Annotated in this window: 17 protein-coding genes; all 17 read left to right on the forward strand. The window is 36.2% G+C overall.

Annotation, left to right across the window (positions count from 1 at the left end; genetic code table 11):
- The 17 genes from NST05_RS01775 (at position 1) to NST05_RS01855 (ending at position 17,872) form a co-directional block, all read left to right on the forward strand.
- On the forward strand, positions 1-933 hold the full coding sequence (locus NST05_RS01775; protein WP_340725720.1) for a replication initiator protein A: 933 nt from the start codon (positions 1-3) through the stop codon (positions 931-933).
- Between the two features lie 5 nt (positions 934-938).
- Positions 939-1,097 (forward strand): hypothetical protein, encoded by a 159-nt coding sequence (locus NST05_RS01780; protein WP_340742873.1) that lies wholly within the window; start codon positions 939-941, stop codon positions 1,095-1,097.
- Between the two features lie 237 nt (positions 1,098-1,334).
- Positions 1,335-1,661 carry a hypothetical protein gene (locus NST05_RS01785; protein ID WP_017649342.1) on the forward strand — a complete coding sequence of 109 codons (327 nt, stop codon included), beginning with the start codon at positions 1,335-1,337 and terminating at the stop codon, positions 1,659-1,661.
- A 10-nt stretch (positions 1,662-1,671) separates the two neighbouring features.
- Complete coding sequence (locus NST05_RS01790; RefSeq protein WP_340742874.1) at positions 1,672-2,481, forward strand: LPXTG cell wall anchor domain-containing protein; 810 nt, start codon at positions 1,672-1,674, stop codon at positions 2,479-2,481.
- A gap of 23 nt (positions 2,482-2,504) precedes the next feature.
- The gene (locus NST05_RS01795) at positions 2,505-5,900 is read left to right on the forward strand and encodes an SspB-related isopeptide-forming adhesin (RefSeq protein ID WP_340725722.1); all 3,396 of its coding nucleotides are present in this window, start codon (positions 2,505-2,507) and stop codon (positions 5,898-5,900) included.
- A gap of 187 nt (positions 5,901-6,087) precedes the next feature.
- Positions 6,088-6,315: a hypothetical protein gene (locus tag NST05_RS01800; protein WP_000379152.1), complete on the forward strand. Its 228-nt coding sequence runs from the start codon at positions 6,088-6,090 to the stop codon at positions 6,313-6,315.
- Positions 6,316-6,394: 79 nt separating this feature from the next.
- Positions 6,395-6,967 (forward strand): hypothetical protein, encoded by a 573-nt coding sequence (locus tag NST05_RS01805; RefSeq protein WP_100262265.1) that lies wholly within the window; start codon positions 6,395-6,397, stop codon positions 6,965-6,967.
- 51 nt (positions 6,968-7,018) lie between these two features.
- Positions 7,019-7,771 carry a hypothetical protein gene (locus NST05_RS01810; protein ID WP_084830812.1) on the forward strand — a complete coding sequence of 251 codons (753 nt, stop codon included), beginning with the start codon at positions 7,019-7,021 and terminating at the stop codon, positions 7,769-7,771.
- 14 nt (positions 7,772-7,785) lie between these two features.
- Complete coding sequence (locus NST05_RS01815; RefSeq protein WP_084830811.1) at positions 7,786-8,142, forward strand: PrgI family mobile element protein; 357 nt, start codon at positions 7,786-7,788, stop codon at positions 8,140-8,142.
- Positions 8,117-10,477 (forward strand): VirB4-like conjugal transfer ATPase, CD1110 family, encoded by a 2,361-nt coding sequence (locus tag NST05_RS01820; protein ID WP_340742875.1) that lies wholly within the window; start codon positions 8,117-8,119, stop codon positions 10,475-10,477. Before NST05_RS01815 ends, NST05_RS01820 begins: the two co-directional genes overlap by 26 nt.
- Positions 10,478-10,520: 43 nt before the next feature.
- Positions 10,521-13,184, forward strand: a complete 2,664-nt coding sequence (locus NST05_RS01825; RefSeq protein ID WP_340742876.1) for a phage tail tip lysozyme — start codon at positions 10,521-10,523, stop codon at positions 13,182-13,184.
- 15 nt (positions 13,185-13,199) lie between these two features.
- The gene (locus tag NST05_RS01830; RefSeq protein WP_069986610.1) at positions 13,200-13,805 is read left to right on the forward strand and encodes a hypothetical protein; all 606 of its coding nucleotides are present in this window, start codon (positions 13,200-13,202) and stop codon (positions 13,803-13,805) included.
- 11 nt (positions 13,806-13,816) lie between these two features.
- Positions 13,817-14,203 carry a single-stranded DNA-binding protein gene (locus tag NST05_RS01835; RefSeq protein WP_000934359.1) on the forward strand — a complete coding sequence of 129 codons (387 nt, stop codon included), beginning with the start codon at positions 13,817-13,819 and terminating at the stop codon, positions 14,201-14,203.
- Positions 14,204-14,218: 15 nt separating this feature from the next.
- Positions 14,219-14,494 (forward strand): hypothetical protein, encoded by a 276-nt coding sequence (locus NST05_RS01840; protein ID WP_001006384.1) that lies wholly within the window; start codon positions 14,219-14,221, stop codon positions 14,492-14,494.
- Positions 14,494-15,297: a hypothetical protein gene (locus NST05_RS01845; RefSeq protein WP_340742877.1), complete on the forward strand. Its 804-nt coding sequence runs from the start codon at positions 14,494-14,496 to the stop codon at positions 15,295-15,297. The genes NST05_RS01840 and NST05_RS01845 overlap by 1 nt, the downstream gene beginning before the upstream one ends.
- Before the next feature lie 17 nt (positions 15,298-15,314).
- Positions 15,315-15,806, forward strand: coding sequence for a DUF3801 domain-containing protein (locus NST05_RS01850; RefSeq protein ID WP_340742878.1), 492 nt, complete (start codon positions 15,315-15,317; stop codon positions 15,804-15,806).
- Positions 15,806-17,872, forward strand: coding sequence for a VirD4-like conjugal transfer protein, CD1115 family (locus tag NST05_RS01855; protein WP_340742879.1), 2,067 nt, complete (start codon positions 15,806-15,808; stop codon positions 17,870-17,872). Before NST05_RS01850 ends, NST05_RS01855 begins: the two co-directional genes overlap by 1 nt.
- Positions 17,873-17,892 lie beyond the last annotated feature (20 nt).

Here is a 17,892-nt window from a genome sequence, read left to right on the forward strand (position 1 = left end):
ATGGTTTTTAATGCAATAACTGTAGAACAGTATGAAACGTCTGAACGATATTTTAAACTTCCAAAACTTTTATTTGAAAGTCCTCGTTATGAAGATATGCGATTAGATTCAAAAGTATCTTATTCAATCTTAAAAGATAGACTAAGCCTTTCCCTAAGAAATAATTGGGTTGATGAAGAGGGGCGAATTTATCTAGTTTATTCAAATACAAGTTTGATGAAAATTCTTAAAGTATCAAAGTCAACTTTGTTAAGGATAAAAAAACAATTAGCTGAATACGATTTAATTAAGGAAGTTCAACAGTCAACTAGTAGTAAAGGAAACCTTGCTAATCGTATTTATCTTGGAAACTTGATTGTTGATGATTTTGACGCTAACGATGATGAATTACCCGGGGTGTCAAATTTAGACCAGGGGGGTGTCAAATTTAGACCAGGGGGGTGTCAAAATAATACGGGGGTGGTGTCAAATTCAGCCCCTAATGAGACTGAATATAACGAGACTAATTATAGTGATCATATTAGTTCTAGAAAGACTGAGAAAAATTCTAATGAATTTTCACAGTCAACTGAAACTAATCAGTCATTATCACAAAATCAATCAACTCCATTCGTTGAACCAAAGTATTATTCTCTCTTGCAAATAATTGCTGATAAATACAATGAGCAAATGTTTGGGTTTCCTGATGTTTTAACAATGACTCATAACCAGAAAATGAAAATCGGACAATATTTAGCAAGTGGCTATGTAACAAGTTCTGAAGTATTAAACATGATTGAACGTATTCCGAAAGATAGCACTTCTCCATTAGCGTATTTGTTGAAATCACTAGAAAACTTAAAACAAGAACGACTGTATGAGCAAAAAAGTATAGCACATTTAAATGCTGAAAATTACTACAGCATGAAACTACAGCATGAAAAAAGAAGATGATGAAAATGATTAATTTGATCTTAGCTTTAATTCCATCAGTTATTGTATTTATCTTTATTTTCTTAGCAGTTGAAATTCATGATGAACCGCTGATGGCTGATGATGAAATGACAGTAATATCATCTCCAAAACATAATAATCACAAATTACATCACGAAGCCTAATAAAAGTAGTTGACCCGAGCAAGTCACAAAACTACTTGTGACCTTTGATAATTAAATACCAGCACCGACCTGATCAGCGAAGCCTAGGGAATAACAATGTATAAGGAAGGCGGTGTAACAGTCTTTTACGAAAGGCACATCCTGGCTTCAGCTTCAATGAAGAAGTTATGAGTTTAGCTCATGCGTTAAATGCGGATAGGAATTTCCTACACAAGCGAAAAAGAAAAGGAGTTTGTTATGACAAACTTATTAAAAAACTTTGATAGACCAGAAGTGACTCTATCAGATTTACGTCTTCTTGGTTGTCAAGGAGAAGCAATTGCTTACCTTGACGACGGAAGACAAGCACTTATTAAACCTAAATTTGCTATTGTTCAGCATAAAAGAATGGTCAATGGCAACTTGATAGTTATCGGTGAAGATATTCTTCGTTTTCATGAGATATATTCAGCTATCGTATCCATTAAGCGAAAACACTTTAGCGTAGCTGAAAGAACTAAACGAGATGGAGAATATTGCCTCGTTTTAACAGGAAGAGGCTATCACCGACAAAGAAAAGAGTAGAGGAGTAAACATGAAAAAAGTAAAAGCGTTAGCTTTATTTTCAACAGCTATTTTAGCAACAGCATCAACTGGAGTTTATGCGGATGAATTGATTTCAGATGGCACCACTTCTCCCTCAACAGAGCAAGTGACACCATCAACAGCTCCCTCATCAGAGGTTGTTATCCCTGATGAGGGGTCAACCACCCCGTCAACAGACACAGGTTCTACAACGGAACCAACCGTCCCTGTTGATCCAACAAATCCTTCTTCAGACGTTACAGAGGTAACCGATGATAATGGTGTGACAACAGATCACACAGGTGATAGCGATACCCAAACGGAAAGTAATACAGATCCGAGTGAAGCGGTTCCTAATGTGGATGATGCAGGCGGTGTGGCAACAAATCATACCGTTCCAACAACGGATGGTGGGACAGCGACAGTCACTCCAGACACATCTGTACCTACCAACAATCCAAATATCTCAGCTGAAACAGCAGCTAATGCTGGTGCATCTCAAGTTGGTACAACCTCAACGGTTACAGGCCAAATCGTCCAAGACGTAACGACAGACTCACCAGTCTACACCAACACAGGCGCTACGATTGTGAGCACCCAAAATGGCTCAGTTGTATTGGCTGATGGCACGATTACCAGTCCTGAATCAATCGGAGCAACGACAAACAGTGATGGGACTATCTCAGTCACAACCGCAACTGGTGAAAGCACCACATTACCAATGACAGGTGATGAAAATACAACACTTTTAAGTATCTTAGGAAGCGCCTTAGCCGCTATTGGTGGTTTATTCTTTAAGAAACGCCAATACTTTAATTAAAAAATAGGATAGGATAAAAACAAATGAATCAGAAAGAACAATTACAAGGACATGGTTATTTTCGGAAGAAAAAATGGGCAAAAGGGTTAGCTTCAGGTATTGCCCTAGGAGCTGCTGTCATTACCTTTGCAGGTGCAACAGGTGTTTCTGCCGATGAAACAACAGCGGCTACAGATAACACGACAGAAGTTGTGACGAGTCAACCCGAAAGCATCAATGATAACAATGTTTATGCAGAAAATGCTAATACTTCTGAAGGGACACTAGCAGTAGATATTGATAACAGTAATGTGGAAGCTGCTGCGACAGAAGCTAGCAACGTTGGTGTTGACGTGACAAAAGAAGCTGCTAAAGACTATGGAACAGATACAACAACTGATGGATTAAATGATACAAAATCAGAAATTGCTAACGACCAAGAAAAACAAGTCGACTCACTAGAACAAGCAACAGCAACACAAAACGCTAATAATACAGCGTATGCAGATGCGCAAGCTGCTATTGATGCCAATAACGATTATGTTAATAATGCTAAAGATACTTACGGTTCAGAAACAACTGTAACAGTGACAAATGATCCATCAACAGCTACTGACGGTACAGCTAGTGCCAATAACGAAGCTAAAACAAAAGCTGAACAAACCTTAGCTGATAACAAAGAAGCAGTTGCTGAATATGTAGAAGCTAAAGCTAACTATGATGCCACTGTTTCAAAAGCAGAAGAGCTAAATGCAGCGGTTGAAGCAGCAGCTAACGAATTGAAGAATAAAGGTGTTACGGTAACAACATCAAGTCAAGTTGTCAACTCTGTAGCTGATGTTGAAGCCTTGCAAGCGCAAAATGATGCCACTATTGCCCAAGCCAATAGCGAAAAAGCTGCTGTTGATGCGCTTTTGGCACAATATGCAGCTGATTTAGCTGCATTTAACAATGGGACAAACGTTTCTGTCTCTGCAGGTGTTAAGACACAAGATGTTGATAATTTGACGTATGGTAATTCGTTCATGAATGGTACAATCAACGCTGATGGTACCTTTACTTTCACTCATGATATGAACGATGGCTTGAATGATACTTATGGCACACTTGGTACAGGTACGCTAACAGGAAAACTTAATTACCATGTAGAATCTCAAGGTAATGGTAATATTACCGTCTATTTGGATAGCGTTGAGCTCTATACTTACTCTTATACAGCTTATCGACCAAACTATGCGGTTAATCAAAATCTAAACTTCCATGTTTATACGCTTGGCGGTACTGAAATTTACAGTACTTATCATACTGGTAATGATTCCTTTACAGATACCATTAATCGCTCAACAACTTTAACTTATGAACACGGTGTTTCTGTCGGTGATACCTTGGCTAATGTTGGTTTCTTGAATATTGATGATAACTGGATCTACAACACACATGGTCAAGCCGTTATTAGCTTTACGAATACCAATAAAGCTCCAGATCCTGTAAATCCACCTGAGGTCAAAGCGAATTTGGTAACGGCTGTCAATCCAAAAAAACCAAGTTTGGCATTGACAAGTTTGTCAGACACAACAAATCAAACTATTAAAGCAAGTTACCATGACTACAAGCTTAACTACAGCCCAATGGTTGAAAAAGATCGCGCCAATAGTGATGGTGTTGATATGGATGGTAAGACTGCTGTTAAAGGTGATGTCTTAACAGATACACTTGATATTTCAAATCTCTATGCTAACCTTAACGTTGGTGATACCGTTACGATTATCGATCCACTCGAAGCAGGGGAATACTACAACGTTGATGACAATATTGCTGCAGCAGTTGCGAATGGTTGGGAAGTCAGCTACGATGCTGCAACAGAAACGTTCACTTATAAAACAACTTATACAGGTGAAAAATTAGTTGTGCCAACGGTTGATTGGGCGCCTGCCTATGATGCCGCTTATTACGATAACACTTATAAAATGCTTGTTAATGACAACCTTTATCAAGTTTATTCAAATACAGTAAAAACACCAACGCCAGAAGCACCTCAACCAACGAAGGAAATCACAGATACTTATGGTAACGACATTGATGGGTCAACAACTTTCGATAAAAACGTTGTTTTCCACCTTAATACTGATTACACACCTTATACAGAAGTAACAGCTTCAACAGATGCTATTTCTAAAGGGTTTGCTATCTTAGATGACGTTGAAGATGGCATGTTTACTGTTAACGAAGATGGTATTGTGATTCGTTTGACTGATAATGGCGAAACAACAACGCTTTCTACTGACATTGCAGATGTTACAGAAGCAGGCGGCGTATCAACTAATCATACAGGTGATAACGATAGCGAAGAAACAACTGCTGTTAATAAGTTGAATGACCTCTTTACGATGTATCATGTTCTTGCAGGTGAAACAATTTCAGACGAAGTTCAAGCTATTTTGGATCAATCAGGTTTATCACCAGTTGGTGAGTTCTATCTTTGGGTAGATAAAGACCCTGCAAGTTTCTATACAAACTATGTTAAGGCAGGTAAGAACGTTACCATTGACCTTCCTGCCTATCTCACAGCAGATGCAGGCACTGTTGTTCCTAATGATTTCTATCAAATTGACTTCGGAAATGCTTATCAATCAAATCTAGTCTTTGTTAAAGTTCCAGACGTATCACCAGAAAAACATGCCATTAGTAAAAACGGTACAGTCCTTGACGGTCAAGAAGTTGGGCTTAATCAAGTCTTTAACTATAAACTAGATGGTGTGACTGTTCCAAAAGATCATGATACACTTTGGCAATACGATGGTAAAGATAAGTTAGATATTGAACATGACCGATTCACAGGAAACTGGAAAGCTGTCATTACTGGTACAGAGTATACTGCCAAAGAAGATATGACATTAACATACGATGTTATTACTGATGATGGTACAGTTATTAAAGCAGGCGATACTATCGCAGCTGGAACAAATTATCATTTTATCTTTGAGTTCAATCAAGATACTAATGATGACTTTATTAATAAAATTGTTAAAGTGACTTGGAATGCTCAAGCGGGTGAATGGGCTTACAGCATTAATGAAGACTTCCTTCGCTCACTAGGTATTGAAGGTACTTTTGATGCAGACTTCTGGATTGAAGTAGAACGTATTAAAGATGGTGAAGTTGAAAATACTTTCATCAATACTATCAATGGTCGTGAGTTGGTTGCTAAGGTAACAACTCATACGCCAACACCTGAAACACCAGCAAAACCAGAAGAACCAGTTAAACCAATCAAAGAAGTTCCAGTTAAACCAATCAAAGAAGTTCCAGTTGTTAAAGCTGCAGCGCTTCCGATGACTGGTGAGAAAACAACACCAATGAATGTTTTTGCAACATTCATTGGTCTAATTCTGACTACTGGTGCAGCTTTTGGTCTTCGCAAAAAAGAAAAACATAACTAATTTATATTAAGGACAGGCGGTGCCTGTTCCTAGAAGGATTCTATCTTGCCTAAATAATTGTTACGTCTAAATCTCCTGATAGTATCCTTCTAGGAGCAGGTAACTGCCTTCTTATTTCAGGCTGTAAAAATAATTGATAAGACAATTTACAGTCTTTTTTTATTACACTTAAAAGGAGAAATTTATTATGGATACAGCAGTTCGTGTAGTTACAGCTTTAGGAGCAATTCTTTCAATCGTAGGTCTTGGGTGGGTATTAACAGGAGCCTTTGACTATTTTTCAGGACGTAAAAATGGTAATCCAGCTATGATGGACCAAGGCATGACTTCAATGGTTTCAGGTGGAGCTATTGCAGTTATTTCAGCAGGTGTTGCGGCAGCAATTGTTGCGGCTATGCGCTCAATCTCATTCTAATAACTTACATACATGTAAGATAATCAGTTGAAAAAGTGGTATAATAACGGTAAGTAAAAGGGTTACAAGGAGAATAAGAATGAGTAAGGAATTTGATTATGTAGCTTTTGCAAAAAACTTTGAAGCCACTAACGGACGTCCACCAACAGCGGATGAACTTGATAATGCTAAATGGGAACATTTCGGTATTAGATGGCATACACCAGAAGAGTCACAAGCTGAGTTGGAACGCATTAACGCATCTTATAAGCCAACATTTGGCGAACACTTAAAGGATGCTTTAGGCTTTCTAGGACGTGGATTTTTCAAAGCTTTATTTTTTGTTCTTATGTCTCCACTATATTTAACAATGCTTTTCTTTAATTTAATCAAATCAGCAATTGGTGTGATGGTCATTTGGTTTGTTTCTAAATTTGCAATCTTTTGTTTAATGGCAATTGCTGGATTTACATTGTATGATGGTGACTATACAAAATTTCCAAAAAGTATTACTTGGGTTGCTAATTTATTATTTGGAGATACTGTTTTTAGTGAAACAGGATCTATTAATTTTTTTCCTCACCCTGTGCTAGATGCTTGGATTATTGGAATAGTGATTGTTCTACTTGCTCTTCTTGTTACTTTTTCAAAAGTTGAAGAATACAATAAATGATTTGATAAGAACCTTTCGAGGTTCTTTTTATTTTGGTCAGAAAGGAGCATGATGAAAGACATACTTACAGAGTTAACTAAGGGTTTAGGAAGTTACAACAAGTCAGTAAATTCTTCAATAGTTGCTGTTAACAAATCTTTAATGGCTATTGGTTATATTTTAGTATCTGTTTTATTTTTAATTGAAATGCTTTCTTGGTATCGCTTTATTCGTAATCAAGGTGGCGAAATGACTTGGAAGTTATTTTTAGAAGTTGCTATAAAATACTTTATTGCATACTTTCTAGTTGCTCAATCAGGTGCTGTATTAAATGCTATTATGTGGTTCACCAATGGTGTTACTAAACTGATTGGTGTCGATTTAAGTGGAGATACAATGTTTGAATATATTGATATTAAAAAAGGAAATCCGTTTATTAGACATCCAATTAATTTAGTAGCTAGATTTGTTGGTGTTGCAGCAATGTTGTCAATCAAAGTTATGGTTCTGTTGCGTTTTATTGAACTTTATTTTTTTAAAGCAATAGCGCCAGTCATTGTTGCTTTTTGGATGGGTGATAATACACGACATATTGCTATTAACTTTTTAAAAACATTTGGTGCAATAGCGCTTCAGGGAGCAGTGATAGTTTTAACGCTTGTCATTTGGCAAGGTTTTAATATTGATACTGCGGTTCAAATTTCAAAAGATTCATGGCTGGGTGGCTATGCTGATGGTTTTAGCTATATAGGTAAATGTGTAGTGTTCTTAATTTTGCTGATTGGTTCACAACGTAAAGCTAAACAATTATTGAATGTGTCTTAATAAAAAGGAGAAAAATGAACAAACTAGGTTCTGAATTTTTTAAAGCAATTGACCAGTTTGAACGAAGTGTCGTTGGTGGTTTTACTTTGAGACAACTCATTATGCTAATTGGGATTGTCACTGGTGTTGCTTTAGCAACATTGATTTCTTTTTTGAAATTACCGGATATTTTGTTCTATCTAGCACTAGCTTTAACTGTTCCGCCATCATTTGTTTATGGCATAAAGAAAGATGAACATATTAAAGAAGTTCTAATGTTTAAATTTACAGTACAAGAACGTGCTTATCAAACAGATTTTGAAAGTGAGGAAATGAATGGTACGTTTATTCAAGAAAAGGGCGTCCATGAATGGAACGACACCTTTGACTAAAGAAGATAAAGAGCGAGCAAAACAGCTTAAAAAAGCTTTGAAAGCTAGTACTCAAAACACAATTAAATATACGTCTTTATTTGAAGACGGATTGATGCACATTGTTGATGAAGAATACTCTAAGACTTGGGAGTTGGGCGATACTAACTATATCACAGCTGATGAGGATGAAAAGCTTGATATTATTGATTATTATGTTGAAGCTTTGAATGGATTAGACAGTGACAATACTTACCAATTACTTATTATTAATCGTCCAGTTCCATCAACGCTTTTAAGTCAAATTACCTATGAACTTGAAAGTGATGATCGTGATGTCTATCGTCAAGAATATAATGATATGATTACGTCACGTTTTGCGACTGACCAAAATAATTTTAAGGTTGAAAAATTTATCACTGTTTCAACGTCTGCACGAGATCGTAAACAAGCTTATCGAAAATTAAATGATGTTGAAAATAACTTTTCAAAACAATTCCAAGTGATTGATATTCCCTTCACACCTTTAACAGGAACAGAACGATTAAATATTTTTGCTGATTTGTTACGTGGCAATCCTTATTTGAATGTTGATTATAAAGATGTACGTATTAGTGGTTTAACAACAAAATCTTTTGTTGCTCCTGGACGTTTTTGGTTTCAACAGGATCAATTTATGATGGATAAGAAATACTGTAAAGTTCTTTTTGCTAGAAGTTTTCCAGCTTTTCTAAATGACCGTCTAATCAAGTCAATCACTGATGTTGGAATTGAATTAGCGATTACAATTCATGCTAAACCGTATGATCCAGCAGATGCTGTTCAGAAAATCAATACAGCTGAAGCAGGGGTAAAAATGGATATGATTAAGTCTCAAAAGGTTGCTGCAGATAAAGGTATTTCAGGAAATTTAGCTGTATCAGGTGTAGCTCAAGCTACTGCAGAAGAAGCCGCTAAATGGAGTACTGAAATTAATGATAATGACCAAAAAATGTTTTCAGGTATTTTTGCAGTCATGCTGAAAGCAGATACACCTGAAGAACTTGCTGATTATACAAACCGTGTCAAACAGGCAGGACGTAAGCATGTGGTTGATTTTGAAGAAACTTATTATCACCAAGAAGAAGCACTTAATACCATGTTACCAATCGGAAAAACTTACCTTGATGTTAAACGTCGCTTTATGCGTGATATGACAACGACAAATATTGCTACACAAATTCCATTTACAAATACCGACTTGCAAAGTAACAGTCCTATGGCTATCTATTACGGACAAAATCAAATTTCAAACAATATTATTACGCTTGATCGTCAACGTGATTTGAATACGTCTTCTGGTGTTATCCTAGGTTCTTCAGGTTCTGGTAAGTCTGCTTTTGTTAAGACTAGTGAAGTCATTCCAACCATTTTAAGATATCCTGATGACCGTATTATTATTGTTGACCCTGAAGATGAATATTCTGACATAGGACGTGCATTTGATGCTCAACTGATTGATATTTTCCCAGGATCGCAAACCCACTTAAATTTGATGGATTTACCAGATGAAGAAAATCTATCAGCTGAAGATGCTGATCCAATCGGTGAAAAATCATCACTTATCATGGGACTTTTTGAAAATATTCTTCAAGAAGTTACTGATGAGGACTTTTCAATTATTGACCGTGTCACACGTTTATGTTATGAACAAATCACTGATAGGACACCGACTTTAAAAGACTGGTACAACATTCTGTTGGAACAACCTGAAGATGTAGCTCAAGATTTGGCTTTGAAGTCAGAATCATATACGAATGGTTCTCAAGATATTTTTTCTCATGAAACGAATGTCAATTTGAATAATCAAGTGGTTATTTTCAACTTGAAAAAACTTGATGGTAAATTAAAACCATTTGCCTTGATGGTTGTACAAGATTACATTTGGAACCAGGTCGTTAATAATCAAGGTAAGTTAACCACTCGCATTTATTTTGATGAAATGCAAAATCAATTCTTGACAGATAATCAAGCAGAGTTCTTTACCAACCTTTACGCCCGTGTTCGTAAGTATGGTGCTATTCCAACTGGGATTACTCAGAACGTTGAAACACTATTAGCTCGTACTGAAGGACGTAAATTGATTTCAAATAGTGAGTTTATTGTTTTGTTGAAGCAAAAGAAAACAGATTTACAATACTTAACTCAAACTATCAATTTGACAGATGCACTTATTCGTTATGTTGAAAAACCGAAAGCAAAAGGAACTGGTTTAATTATTGCAGGTCAAACAGCAGTACCGTTTGAAAATCCAATTCCTAAAAATACTGAACTATTCCGCTTGGTTGCAACAGATGCTTATCGTCAAATTGATTAATCAATTTATTTATCAGGATAGTTAGAAGGAGAGGGGGTGAATTATGTCTAACAAAGATGATTTAAGAAAGCGTGTAGTCAGAAAACGTCATATTAAAGAAAGTGTTCAACGTCACAATCAGTTATCAGCTAAGAAAGCTCAAAACGCTGCTAAAAAGGAGCATCATGAAGCTAAGATTAAAGTGAAACATGCTAGAGTAGCTTTAAGAAGAGCCGAGAAAGGCATTGATAAAGATGTAGATGGTGAAAAGATTGTTGACGACCTAGAGAAAGCAAAAGCCGAAAAGAAAGCTACTAAGAAAATCAAAAAGAAAGTCAGAAAGACTAATCCAACCATTGGTCAGAAAGCTAGACGAACTGGTAAGAATATAGCTTTAAATGCTAGTCATCAGATAAAAACAACTGCGATGGATCAAGATGATACTTTGTCAGATTTACAAAATTTACAGTATCGAACGAGACAGTCAAAAGCAGTTGCTAAACAAGCTGGTAAAGTGACTTGGCGAGGTGCTAAACTAGCCTATCGAAAAAGTAAAGGCATGGTTAAAGTTAGTCGAGGAGCTTATAAAAGCACAAAAGCAGGAGCTAAGTTTGCAACTAAAACAACAGCAAAAGCTGCTACAAAAGTAGCACAAGCGACTGCTTCAGCTGTTAAGACAGCTGCAAGTGTAGCAGCAACCTTATTAGCTAATCCCATTACATGGATTGTCAGCGCTGTTCTTGCTTTTATCTTGTTTTTGATAATTATTGTTTCCTCAATCTTTTCAAGTAATGTCATTCAACAAAATGATTTCACGCTTAATCAGTCATGGCTTCATATTTCACAAGTTGACCGACAAAAATCGTCTGATCAGGTCGAGTACTACACAGATATTGACTCAATCTTGCTTTACATGAATTTCCGCTATGGTGGTGAATGGGAACCTGATGCTAACTGGGATGATGGTACAGGCGGTAAATTAACTGGCGCACTTGGTTTTAATCATTTTTCTGATGCTCTTGATGATATCTGGAAAGAGGAGAACAGTGATATTGACAATCTAAAAACCATGGCGGAACTTTATACCAACGGTAAAGCCTGGATGAAGTTAGATAAAGATGATTTAGCAGATTATAAAGAAATTCTTGAGAGTCAATCCGAAACAGGAAAATACTTAGCTACTCAAGAATTGATTAATCCATTTTATTCGGCAGATGATGCTAAGAGCGATACAGATTACCTTACGATTTCTAAGCGATATGGTTATACTTCAAAGGATAAAATCGATCCAACAACCACACTTCAAGCTCAGTCAGGTCAAAAGCTTTATGCAGTCATGGATGGTAAAATTACCGTTACAACAAAAGATTTGAAGGGTAACGAAACTAAAACAACTAATTTAATTATTTCAGATAACGATGCTCGTTTTATTTTTTATAACATATCAGCTATTCGAGTTAAAACAGGTGATAAGGTAGAAGCAGGAGCCGAGCTTGGAACAGTTTCTGGTGGCTCACAAAAGATTGCCTATGCCAAAAAATATGGTGAAGTTGATAGTAAAGATTCTCAATGGTTACAGGATATTAAAAATAAAGATGTTTCCTATGGCTATACGGAGAAGACGAAGAAAAATAAGACAAACGTTTGGGTGTTAGTTAATCCTGGTTTTTATTTCCCATTTGTTAAGTACGCTCAAACAACTGTCGTTATGCGAACATCATCTGAATTGAGTGGACGTGCTAAACAATTTTATGACTTGATGAAGAAGTTTTATCCAAGCGCTACTGATAATGGTATTGCTGCTGTTGTTGGAAACTTTGCTGTTGAGTCGTCTATTACAGCAAAGCGTGCTGAAGGTGATTATTTAAGTCCCCCTGTTGGTGCATCTGATGGACGTTGGGATGATGCAAATTGGTTAAACATGGGTGGTACAGCTATTTATGGTGGTGGTTATCCTAATATCCTTCGTCGTGGGCTTGGACTTGGTCAATGGACTGATACCACTGATGGTGCTACTCGTCACACAATGCTAATTAATTATGCTAACTCAATTGGTAAAAAATGGTACGAATTAGAAACACAAATACGCTTCATGCTAGAAGGTGATTCACCTTACTATCAAAATATTTTAAAAAGTGTGTTAACCTCTAATTCTGATACAGATAGTCTTACCAAAACCTTCTTAACAAAATGGGAAGGTATCAACAACGGAACACTTTCGCAACGTCAAAGTTATGCTAAACAAGCATTATCCTGGTTCCATCAATCAATTGCAGGTGGTGGAACAATGGCTTCCTCTTGGAATTTTCCTGAGGAGTATCGAGATAAAATTAAAAGCATGCCGACTGGTGTCAGCATGACAACACAACCTGGTAACGGTTATCCTGCAGGTCAATGTACTTGGTATGCTTATAATCGTCTGGTTGAACTAGGTGAAATTACGGATTTATCAGGAAGTTATGGTCATCTCGGTGATGGTAAAAATTGGGTAGGAAATCTTGTCGCTAAAGGTTGGAAGTTTAGTACAATGCCAACGGTTGGCGCTGTTTGCTCAACGGCTGGTGGATTTGATAGTACCTATCCGCAATATGGACACGTTATGATCGTTGAAGCGGTCAATGCTGATGGTAGTTTTTTGGTATCTGAATGTAATTATGCAGGTAATCAAAGTCAAATTCATTGGCGTGTTTGTCGTAACGCTCCATACTACACGTTTGCAACACCTTAACAGAAAGGAAAGATAATGATAGATGAATTTAAAGTGACCTTTTTTAAACGTGTCATGATGATTGTAGGTATTATCGTTATCTTTCTCATTGGTTTAGGATTTGGATCAATGGGAAAGAAAACTGATAATCAATCCTCAAGTCACACAACGTCAACTAAAAAAGTTAAAGAAGGTCATCAATTGACCGAAAGTTGGGTTAAGCAATTTTTAATCGCTTATTACACTAAAAAAGATTTAGAAGAAAATCGTAATCGCTACAAAGAATATATGACTGATGGCATGTATAATGCTGCTGTATCTGAGGAAGAAACAGCACAAAATCAAGCTTATAAAGGCTTTGTTGTCAATTTTGAATTTAAAGATGCTCAAATTTATATTGATAAAACCAATGATAAAGTTATTTGCTATGTTAATTACACAAATGATTTACTTCAGAAAAAGAATTCAACTGAAGGTGCTCAAACAGGCGTAGATAATAACACTATTATTCAATTAACTTACAATAAAGTTGATGGCAAATATCTCGTAAATAACATGAGTACGCTTTTAATTACAGATTCTCAAGATCCGACAGCTTCACAAAATTCTTATGGAGATGTCATTGCTAGTAATGATGAATAGGAGAGAAGGCAATGTTAAATCAAAGTATTATTACAGGACGTCTGACTAAAAATACAGAGTTAAGAAAAGTCAACGACCGTTCGGTTATTTCTTTTACACTTGCTTCAAGTAGAGACTATAAAACAGAGGATGGTTCTTATCCAGCTGACTTTATTGACTGTGTCTTGTGGGGAGCACCTGCTGAAAGCTTTAACACGTTAACAGCCAAAGGTGACACTCTTCAGGTAACAGGACGACTACAAACTAGAACTTATAAAGATAAAAAAGAAGTTACTCATAAAGTAACTGAAGTTCAAGTTGATAAATGGTATATTGTTGCCGTTAATCAAAATCAAGGTGATTATCCTGTTAAAGAGAAAACAATTGTTAATGATAGCTTAGATAATTTATCACTATAAAAGGGAGAAAAGAAAATGAATGAAACTACTTTTGGAACAGAACAACACACTTCAAAATCAGCACGCCGTCAAAAATCAACAAGTGATCGCTTAAAAGACAAATTGAAACAACTCAATAAAGCAAAAGCATCTCTTGAAGCGGCTCAAAAGAAAATTAAACAACTGGAAGCCGATATTAAAGAACTTGAAGCCAAACGTCAACAAGAAATTCTTAAAGAATATGGCATGAGTTTATCGGACTTAGAAGCCTTTTTAGCTGATAACAAGGACAAACTTGGGGGTGATGCGTAATGTTTCGCATTACAAGATTAAGTACAGGTCAACAGCGCGATTTTCAAAATCGAGAAGAGTTAGAATTTTTCTTGGAAGGTGAAGAAAATCGTTGCTTGCAGCTAAATACAACAGCCACTTTTCAACTTTTTCATCTTGATAAAAATGAAGAGCTGCTAGAGTCAATGGAACTCACTATTCCATCTTCTGGGGAACAAGACGTTAAAGAGCTTTTAGGTGACTTTGGACTAAAAAAGGATAAGAAATTCTTCTTCAGACGTGGGACTAAGCAAGAAAAAACTCAAAGAGTTCAAAAGAAAAAACAGGAATTATCAACCGCAAACGAAAATATGAGCAAATCAAAGCCATCTGTTAAAGCAACTCCCAAGTCTTCTAATCGTTTTTGGGTAATGATAGCTTTGTTACTCTCAATTTTTAGTTTAGCGACTTCTCTTACTAATCATTACAGTAGGTATCAAAAAGAGGAGAATAAAACACAACAGACTACCATTAATCAAGGAGCTGATGTTTTTTGTCGCTATTTCATTAGTAATTATTTTGCAAACTCATCAGCTCGTGAGGATTTTATTTCTAATTCGCTTGATTTAAAACAGTTTGATACTGACAAAGCAACAACAGTTAGTGTTTTGTTAGAAAAAGAAGTGATGACTAAAAAAGTAACGACTTTAACTTATGTTATTAATTGTCGCTATGACGATAATTCAACCGCTAACAAACGTTTGACACTAACCGTAAAACAAAACAAAGAAGCTAAATATGGCTATTTAGTCTCAAAAGCTCCTAAACTAACTGCTTATCCATAACATAAAGGGGGAGAAAGATGGATCAAGAACAAATTTTTGATAGAGGTGCACGTGTCACTCTTGAGACAGGTAAACAGTTATTTCAATTTTTAGCTTATGCGGCACAACAGCTGTATAAAACTTATGATGAACACAAACAGATTGGGGAACAGTCTTTTAAAAACTTCAATCAATCATCTTTAACAAAAGATCATATTGATTTTTTAGAAGCAGATGTTAACCTTAAAAAGTTTACTGATGAATTGAAAAAATCAGGTGTCTGTTTTGCTTTTAAAGACCTCGGTGATGGTACAAAACAAGTCTGGTTTGAAGCTCCTAATAGGGAAGTTATTGCGGATGCTCTGAGACACACTCTTAATGAAATCGTTAATGACCCTAAAAAAGCTAAAGAAAAATATATGAAATCAGAAAAAGAGTTAACACCAAAAGAGCAGATTAACAAAATCAAGAAAGCAACTAAGGAAAAACTTGATACTGTTAAAACTAAGAAGAAAGGAAAGAGTATCTGATGAAACTTCAAAAGAAACCTCTTATCCCTTATCTAATCATTAGTCTGGTTTTAGCTTTTTTAACTCACAGAGCTTATGCATTATATAGCATAGCTCCTAAACCAGATATGACAAATTTATTTAGCCAGTATACTTTTGTCCTGGAAAAATATGTTGAACCACCATACTTTTATCCTAACTTCAATCCATTTGCTATTTTAACTGCAATGGTTGGTTTCTTTATTGGGATGATGTTTTACTTGAAAATCAAACCAGCTGAAAATTACCGCCACGGTGAAGAAGCAGGTTCAGCAAAGTTTGCGTTTGCTCAAGAGATTGCTGGCTTTAAAGATCCAGAGCCAACAAACAATATGATTTTCACAAAGAATGCCCAAATGGGATTGTTTAATAAGAATCTTCCGTTTCAATGGCAATTGAATAAAAATGTTCTTGTTGTTGGGCTTCCTGGTGATGGTAAAACATTTACTTATGTTAAACCTAACCTTATGCAAATGAACTCCAGTTTTATAGTCACTGATCCAAAAGGGCTTTTAGTTCGTGAAACGGGTAAGATGCTTGAAGAACATGGCTACCAGGTTAAAGTATTTGATTTAGTTAACCTCACTAAATCAGATATGTTCAATCCTTTTCACTACATGAAATCAGAACTAGATATTGACCGTATCACAGAGGCAATCGTTGAAGGAAGTAAAAAAGGTGATCGTGAAGGTGAAGATTTCTGGAATCAAGCAAAACTTCTTCTTAATCGTGCATTGATTGGTTATCTCTATTTTGATAGTCAGGTTCAAAATTACACCCCTAACCTATCAATGGTTTCTGAATTACTACGTAACATGAAACGTCCAAATGAAAATGAACCTAGTCCTGTTGAAAAGATGTTTGCAAATCTCGAAAAAGCCATGCCTGGAAATTATGCTTGTCGACAATGGGACTTGTTTAACAGCAACTTTGAAGCTGAAACAAGAACTAGTGTGCTAGCGATTGTCGCTACACAATATTCTATCTTCGATCACCAAGCTGTCACCAATTTGATTATGGCTGACACTATGGAGATGGATACCTGGAACACGGAAAAGACAGCCGTTTTTGTTGCTATTTCAGAAACCAACAAAGCTTTCAGTTTCCTAGCATCTACTTTGTTTACAGTCATGTTTGACCAGCTAACCCATAATGCAGATGCTATTATTCAGGGGCAGAAAGATGGTTATACAGCTGACGATTTGGTGCACGTCCAATTTATTTTTGATGAATTTGCTAACATTGGTAAAATCCCTCATTTCAATGAAGTTTTAGCATCTATTCGTAGTCGTGAAATGTCTGTTAAAATCATCATTCAAGCGATTAGTCAGCTTGATACGATTTATGGCGATAAAGCACGAAAATCAATGGTTAATAACTGTGCAACCTTGCTATTCTTAGGGACTAATGACGAAGATACTATGCGTTACTTCTCAATGCGTGCTGGTAAACAAACCATTACACAAAAAAGCTATTCTGAACAACGTGGTCAACGTGTATCAGGATCTACAAGTACACAAGCTCATCAGCGTGACTTGATGACACCTGATGAAATTGCACGTATCGGTGTTGATGAAGCATTAGTATTTATCTCAAAACAAAATGTTTTCCGAGATAAAAAGGCTATGGTAACAGACCACCCTATGAAGGATGAATTATCTGACAATCCGAATGATGGAAAATGGTATAATTACATTCGTTTTATGGTTGAAGATCCAGAACTCTTTAATAACGCACGCGATGGAAAAATTGACCCTAAAAATATCTGGTATCCAGATATGAAAGGTTATGATCAGTTTGTTAAAGATAATGATATTGCTACTTCAAAACTAACTGAAGTAGAAGTAGCACAAGCTGATGAAGTAAACACGCAAGCCACAGAAGAGCCTGTTTATGAACAAGTACCCGTTCAATTGCCTGAAATAAGCGTAGAAAGCCAATCTCAGACACAAGAAAATGAAATCAAAGCAGTGGATTTTGCGACTGGTGAAATCTTTGAACTCCCACCAGAAGATGAGGAAGCCGATGAGTATTATGGTGAAGTTTAGCGTGTAATAAAGTATAATAG

The sequence above is a fragment of the Streptococcus sp. FSL E2-3494 genome (assembly GCF_038007085.1).
GTDB classification, from domain to species: Bacteria; Bacillota; Bacilli; order Lactobacillales; family Streptococcaceae; genus Streptococcus; species Streptococcus thermophilus.